We start from the raw sequence: 6,608 nt of genomic DNA, 5'->3' as shown, positions 1-6,608 counted from the left end.
CGGTGTAGCCGAGCGCGTAGTGGTTGGGAATGACGCCGACGCGACGGACCTTCCCCGCCTCGTTGAATCGCGTGATCGTTTCGATCACCCACTCGACGTCCGCGTCGATCGCCGCCGCGACGTCCGCGTACGGCGTCTCCGTGATCGGGAGTCCACCCTGGATCTCGACGACGAGGTCCCGTTCGGCCGGCGTGAGCGTCTCCCGATCGACGGGGTGGGCCGACGGGCCGCGATCGGACAGATCGAGGTCACCGTCCGAAACCGGCCCGTCGAGGAGGAATTTCGCGCCGACGTGGAACTCCTGCTGTTTGGGCAGGTTGTACGTCGGTTGTCCCGTCGCCGCCTCGATCTCCTCGAGCACCTCGCGAACCCGGTCATCGCCGTCCTTCCCGGGGTCCGGATGGTCGGCGACGCTGACGACGAACCACATGTTGAGATGCGGATGCTCGCGCTCGTAGTTGTGGGCGACCTCGGTGAACCCGTTGACCGTCTCGGCGACCTCGTCGTATCGGTCCGGTGGCGCGTGCATCGCCACCAGGGACGCGGCCCCGCCGATCGCCTCGGCGTTGACGAGCGCGCCGAACCGCGAGAGGACGCCGTCGGCGTCGAGCCGTCGGACTCGATCACACAGCTCCGAGCCGGTCACCTCGATCCCCCGATCGGAGAGGGTTGCCGCCGCCGGTTCAAACGGCCGCGACGTGACCGGGAACCCGCCCTGAAAGGCGTTGATGATCGCTCGGTCGAGCCTCGAGAGGTCCGCATCGACCCGTTCCATACGGTTAATTCGGGACGTGGCGGATTAAGCCGTTCGGAGCAGCTGGATCCGCTGCCGCCGAGACCGGAGCTACCGGGGTCGAAACGCCGTCACCCGTCAAGATCGCGGGCGATGTCGGCAAGCGATCCGCGAGGATCGGCGTCGACGTCGTAGACGGCACGGTCTCCCGGGAGCCGGAGCCCGTAGGCATCCCCGGACACGACGACGTCCAGCAACAGCACGTCACCCTCCTCACGATCGTGTTCGCCGAGCCACTCGCGAAGCCGATCCTCGCCCTCGCCCGGCGTCCGCGCCAAACGGCGGTTGTCGAACAGTCCCCGAAGCACTCGGCCACGGGAATCCGCCTCGATACGGGCATATCGGGTTTGGCGATCGACGATGACGCGGACGAGGTCCCCGCCGCTCAGACCGAGCGACTCGGCAGTGCCGCTCTCGAGGCGGCTCGCGAGCTCGTCGTCGTCGGGGAGGCGAACGCAGAGCCGGCGAGTGCCGCCGCTGCGAACGATATCGATGCGAACAGCGGCAACCTGCTCATCGTCCGAGGTGATCCGAGCCATCGACCGCCAGGGAGAGTTACTCCGCGTCCTCGTCCTCGTCCTCGTCCTCGTCCGTCTCGCCCTCACCGAACGCCGCGGCGACGTCGCCGTCGCCGTCGACGATGGCGACGTTCACTTGCGCGATGTCGTCGTCGATCTCGGCGCCACGGACGGTGACGCGCTTGCGCTCGCCGTCGGCGGTTGGTTTGTAGCCGACGCCGCCGTCGAGGAGAATCTCCTTGAGGCTCGTCCCCGGGACGTCGGCGCGCATCGGCCGCCCGGTCTCGTCGGATCCGCCGGTGATCTCGAGGGAGAATCCGTCGAGTCCGACGGCGCCGCCGTCGACCTCCTCGCCGAGGCTCCGGCCGAGGAACCGGTTCGCGTCCTGTCCGTCAACGTCGCGCTGATACGTCTCGCCGGCGTCCGGGTCGGCGACGACGACCTTGAATTCTGCCATACGGTGATCGACTCCCCCGTCGAGTAAAAGTACGTCGAAACGGTATCAGGTTCGACGGATCCGGGATCGACGAGGTGGCTTCGGAGCCTACTGGTCAGAGTCGTGCCACGGTTCCGTCGAGAGGGCGGCTTCGATCGCGGCCGCGGCGCGACCCGGGCTGGAGGGACCACCGGCGTCGGCGAGACACCCGACTGCCCCTGGATCGAAGGCAACGCCGAGGGCGTCATAGACGGGATCAAGGACGTCGACGGTGGCAGCCACGTCGCGGCGACACACCGTGAGACACCCCGAGACGAGGGCGGCGTCGCGCCGAACGCGCTGGGCGATGCCGGCCACCTTACCGCCGTCGACGACGCGTATCGAGTGACTCCCTGGACAGTAGGCGTTCGGCGGCTCGCCCCGTTTGACGGCGGCACCGAGGTCACGGAACGTGGTCGTGAGCAGTTGAACCACGCGGTCGTATCGGTCGGTGATGTCGGTACGGATTCCGGTGGTTGGAACCGCCAGCGCGAACGCCACCGTCCCGCCGGTGTGGGCGACGGCTCGTCCTCCGACGCGGCGTTCGACGGGAGGGAATCCCTTTTGATGAGCGAGACGCTTCGCGGTCTCGAAGCCGTCGGATCGGGCGTCACGCCGCCCGAAGGTGACCTGTCGAACCGGACGCCAGATCCGGAGCATCGGTTCGCGTGTCTCCGCAACCCGATCGAGTGTTGCCCTCGTCCGATCACGTGTTGATCGGGGCGGAGCGGAGCAAACGCCGTGATCGGTCGATCCGGACCGCGTGCCGGGATCGCAGCGGGCCCCGGCGTCGTCGGAACTCGGGAGCTGGCTCCCGTTGAAATCCACTCCCCGACCGCGAACGATTCGCATATCGAACCCACGCCGGGGATCGATATAAACCGGTCGTCGACTCCGCACTCGATTGGCCGGTGATCGGTTCGGTGGGTCCGACGCGGCTAAGCGGCTCGTCGTGAAAGCGTGCACTGATGGGCGTGACCGTCCCCCACCGGTTGATCGAGCCGTACCCACGGTTCTCGCTGTACAACTCGCCGTATCCGGCCCACGACGACGCGTCGGGGATCGACCTGTATCCGGATTCGAACGTCGCGATCTCTCCGGTTGAAGGCGTCGTTCGCGGAAGCCGGACCGTCGGATGCCCGGATCGGGAATACGCCGTCGATCACGATCACGTGATCGCCATCGACGTCGACGACGACTGGGCGACCGAGACCGGCCTGGTGGGCGGTGGGCCACTCACTGCGCGGGTCCTCCACGTCGATCCGAGCGTCGAACGGGGCGATCGAGTGACCATAGGTGACGCCCTCGGCGAGATGGTCCGATCCGGGTTCTTCGGCCCCTGGGTGGATAACCACGTCCATCTCGAGTTTCGCGACCGTGACGTCGATCCGTATCGGGCGAGCGGGTCCCATCGGCTCACGGTCGGCGGGGCCATCGAACCGGTCCCGTGGGACGGAACCGGCAACGTGGTCGAAACCGGTTCGACGTACGTCCGACTCGATAGTCCCCGCCTCGCTGGACCGCACCGATCGGGAGCGAACGGGACCTACGCAGGGCTCGCGAGCGATGACGGTATCCCGCTCGACGGCGGACTCACACACTACGGTGGCGGTGGAGCGTTCCTCACCGGTACGGAGGTTTTGGGGACGAGGGATACCGAGTCATCCGGCTCGACGACACGTACCGGACCGGAACGTGCCGGGACGATCGACCGCCCGGCCGGCGAAACGCTGTCACTGCTCGGTGAACCGATCGGAGCCGCCGAGAAACGGTCGGATAATGCCTGTCTCGAGGAGGGGACGGGCTGGACGACCGTCACCTGGCGGGACGTCGCCGTGTACGCCAACGGCGATCCGGTGACCGGACTCTCGCTGTTCCTCACACGCCGATCGGATCCCGGGATTAAGATCGTCTGGCGTGATCACGGGCTGTCGGTCGGGGACGAGGTCACCGTCTCGATCCGACCGACCGACGATCCGATCCGGCTCGGACCGGGGCGGTAGCGCCGGTCCCGGTGAGCAGCGTCCATTGATGGCGTCGATCGACGGCGGGAGACGATAAGCAGTGACGATGACGATGATCGGTGAGCAGTGACGCTGACTATGACGGTGAGCAGTGACGCTGACGATGATCGGTGAGCAGTAACAGTGATCGGCGATGATGCCGGCTGCGGTGATACCGGCCGGAAATGATGGCGAACAGCCAGAGCGTGTTCGATCCCCACGACGGCGCCCTGAGCACCCGCCTCGACCGCCGTGGGAACGTCGGTCAGGTCACGGGACGGGTGCGTCGGGATCCCTGATAAACCCTCGTCGTGACGTGGCGTCAGTCGCCGGCTTCGAGCACGAACTCGGCCAGCGTGGGGACGAAGGTCCCGATGTCGGTCACCATCCCGACGGCCTGCGCGGAGCCACGATCGAGCAGCTGGGTGACGGTCGCGGGGTTGATGTCGACACAGACGGTCTTCGTGGTGGAGGGCAGACAGTTGCCGACGGCTACCGAGTGGAGGAGGGTTGCAAGCATCAACACGAGATCGGCCTCACGGGCCTGCTCGCGGATGGCGTCCTGCGCCTCGACGGCGTCAGTGATCGTGTCCGGCAGGGGGCCGTCATCGCGGATCGAGCCGGCGAGGACGTAGGGGACGTCGTTGCGAACGCATTCGTACATCACGCCTTCGGTGATCACGCCCTTTTCGACGGCGGCCTCGATCCCGCCGGCACGTATCACCTCGGAGATCGACCAGATGTGGTGTTTGTGTCCCTTGCGGGGATGTTCGAGCGTCTCGACGTTCATCCCGAGCGAGGTCCCGTAGATCGACCGTTCGAGGTCGTGAGTCGCGAACCCGTTCCCGGCCGAGATCGCGTCGATGTATCCCTTCCTGACGAGTTCGGCGAGGGCGTCGCCGGCACCCGAGTGGATGACGGCGGGGCCGGCGACGACGAGCACGTTTCCGCCGTTCGATTTGGTCTCCGCGAGTTCCTCGGCGATCTGTCGGATCGTCGATTCGGAGGGTCGTTCCGCAGAGATGCCGCCCTGCATAAATCCGAACGGACCGTCGGAGCCACGCGGGCGCTCGGGGGGTTTGACGCGGATCCCCGACTCGTCGGTTGCGACGAGATCGCCCTCGTCGATCGCGTTGAGGACCTTCGTGTATGCCCGTGGGCCTCCCTCGGGACTACCCTCCGGCTCGACGACCAACGCGCAGTCCATCTCGATGTGTTCGACCGGGATCCACTCGTCGTCGTAGCGGACCTCGGTGGGGTGGTTCGTCGTCGAGTAGAACCCCGACGGAACGACCTGGTCCGCGGGGGCCGGCTCGAGCGTGACGTTCGGTGGGTCCCGAAGCACCGCGCCGTTCTGGTGCAGTTCGTGCAGGATCCCCTGAAGGGTCGCCTCGTCGTCGGCGGACACGGACAGCTGACAGTAGGACGCTTCGTCCTCGTTCTTCCCGACGTTGAACTCCTCGACCTCGAAGGACCCGCCCAGATCCATCACGGCGGTGAAACACTGCTGCATCCGCCCCGAATCGATGATGTGGCCCTCGAGTTCGACGGTCCGAGTGAGACTCATACCCACACCTTTCCCTCGGGGGCAAGGAACGTTTCGTCTCAGCGGCGTCTTCCCAGCCGTGAGACCTATCCGGCCGAGTCAACGGACACCACGGAGCGGTGCCGCGGGCGAACACTGAAAGATTCATTGGGGCCGCTCCCGCGCTGTGAGGTATGACGAGTGTCAAGGAGTTCCGCGTTGCCGAGCCGGCGACGGCCGAATCCCTCGGACGTGGACGGTTCGTCTTCACCGACGCGTACTCCGTTTTCGACTGGGGGCGAATGCCGGATCCGATCCCGCGGAAGGGCGCAAGCCTCTGTACGATGGGCGCGTACAACTTCGAGCGCCTGGAGGAGGCAGGGGTGCCGACGCATTACCGCGGCGTCGTCGATCCGAATCGGGCGGGTGAACCAACCGCCGAACCGAATGCGGCCGAACCGGATGCGGACGAACCGATCCCCGACGATGCGATCGTCGGCCTCGACGCGGTCTCGACGCCCCCGACCGAGATGGTGATCGAGTTGACCCAGGTTCCGGAGCTCCCGTACCTGGGCGATGGGGACGGGTACGACTACGACGCCTATCACGCGAGTGCGGCCGAGAACTACCTGATTCCCCTGGAGGTCGTCTTCCGGAACACGGTGCCGATCGGATCGAGCCTCCGTGATCGCCGCGAGCCGAGCGACGTGGGGCTCGATGCGTCGGAGTGGCCGGAGACGGTCGTCGATCTCCCGGAACCGGTCGTCGAGTTCTCGACGAAATACGAGGAACAGGACCGGTACCTCACTCGTGAGGAGGCCACCCGGATCGCCGGCGCCGCCTCGATCGAGGACCTCGAGGCGACAGCGCTCGCGGTCAACCGTGTCGTGACCGATCGTGCGAATGCAGCCGGGTTCGACCATGAAGACGGGAAGATCGAGTGTCTGTACCTCGATGGAGAGATCCGCGTCGCCGACGTCGTCGGCACCTTCGACGAGAACCGGTTCGCCTACGACGGCCAGGAGGTCTCCAAGGAGGTCGTCCGGCAATGGTACAAACGCAACGACTCCGAGTGGGTCGCGGCCGTCTCGGAGGCCAAGCAGGCCGTCGCTGACCGATCCGTCGCCGACTGGCGGACGATCTGTGACGACGAACCCGTCCCGCTCCCCGATCGCGTGATCGAAGCCGTGTCGGCGATGTACGCCGCCGGCGCGAACGCCTACACCGGAGTCGACCTGTTCGACGCGCCCGCGATCGAGGAGGCGGTCGACGACGTTCGCGAACTGTGAAGCAC

The 6,608-nt window shown here is 66.5% G+C and carries 7 protein-coding genes; 2 read left to right on the top strand and 5 right to left on the bottom strand.

The genetic code is table 11. The features are described from left to right. The 4 genes from BLW38_RS09545 to BLW38_RS09530 all read right to left on the bottom strand — a co-directional run. On the bottom strand, positions 1-775 hold a 775-nt coding region (locus BLW38_RS09545), incomplete at its 3' end, for an Lrp/AsnC family transcriptional regulator (RefSeq protein WP_092817016.1). 89 nt (positions 776-864) lie between these two features. Beyond that, positions 865-1,332, bottom strand: a complete 468-nt coding sequence (locus tag BLW38_RS09540) for a DUF7112 family protein (RefSeq protein ID WP_092817015.1) — start codon at positions 1,330-1,332, stop codon at positions 865-867. A 16-nt stretch (positions 1,333-1,348) separates the two neighbouring features. Further along, entirely contained in the window at positions 1,349-1,768 is a 420-nt protein-coding gene (locus BLW38_RS09535; protein ID WP_092817014.1) for a 30S ribosomal protein S6e, read from the bottom strand. Between the two features lie 87 nt (positions 1,769-1,855). Then, complete coding sequence (locus BLW38_RS09530) at positions 1,856-2,638, bottom strand: lipoate--protein ligase family protein (RefSeq protein WP_245710133.1); 783 nt, start codon at positions 2,636-2,638, stop codon at positions 1,856-1,858. Positions 2,639-2,754: 116 nt separating this feature from the next. Between BLW38_RS09530 and BLW38_RS09525 the strand changes: the two genes are divergently transcribed. Further along, positions 2,755-3,789, top strand: a complete 1,035-nt coding sequence (locus tag BLW38_RS09525) for a hypothetical protein (RefSeq protein ID WP_092817013.1) — start codon at positions 2,755-2,757, stop codon at positions 3,787-3,789. A gap of 322 nt (positions 3,790-4,111) precedes the next feature. Here BLW38_RS09525 and BLW38_RS09520 read toward each other — a convergent pair whose 3' ends face one another. Then, the gene (locus BLW38_RS09520; protein WP_092817012.1) at positions 4,112-5,356 is read right to left on the bottom strand and encodes an ornithine cyclodeaminase; all 1,245 of its coding nucleotides are present in this window, start codon (positions 5,354-5,356) and stop codon (positions 4,112-4,114) included. A 152-nt stretch (positions 5,357-5,508) separates the two neighbouring features. Here BLW38_RS09520 and BLW38_RS09515 point away from each other — a divergent pair, with 152 nt between their 5' ends. Then, positions 5,509-6,603 (top strand): phosphoribosylaminoimidazolesuccinocarboxamide synthase, encoded by a 1,095-nt coding sequence (locus BLW38_RS09515; protein WP_092817011.1) that lies wholly within the window; start codon positions 5,509-5,511, stop codon positions 6,601-6,603. Positions 6,604-6,608: the final 5 nt, after the last annotated feature.

This window comes from Halopenitus malekzadehii (assembly GCF_900108505.1).
Lineage (GTDB): Archaea > Halobacteriota > Halobacteria > Halobacteriales > Haloferacaceae > Halopenitus > Halopenitus malekzadehii.
This window is presented reverse-complemented; position numbering and strand designations above follow the sequence as displayed.

Bases quoted from the DNA above. Each gene is read 5' to 3' on its own strand.
- BLW38_RS09530 (WP_245710133.1), bottom strand. From the start codon at position 2,638: ATGCGAATCGTTCGCGGTCGGGGAGTGGATTTCAACGGGAGCCAGCTC.
- BLW38_RS09525 (WP_092817013.1), top strand. From the start codon at position 2,755: ATGGGCGTGACCGTCCCCCACCGGTTGATCGAGCCGTACCCACGGTTC.
- BLW38_RS09540 (WP_092817015.1), bottom strand. From the start codon at position 1,332: ATGGCTCGGATCACCTCGGACGATGAGCAGGTTGCCGCTGTTCGCATC.
- BLW38_RS09535 (WP_092817014.1), bottom strand. From the start codon at position 1,768: ATGGCAGAATTCAAGGTCGTCGTCGCCGACCCGGACGCCGGCGAGACG.
- BLW38_RS09515 (WP_092817011.1), top strand. From the start codon at position 5,509: ATGACGAGTGTCAAGGAGTTCCGCGTTGCCGAGCCGGCGACGGCCGAA.
- BLW38_RS09520 (WP_092817012.1), bottom strand. From the start codon at position 5,356: ATGAGTCTCACTCGGACCGTCGAACTCGAGGGCCACATCATCGATTCG.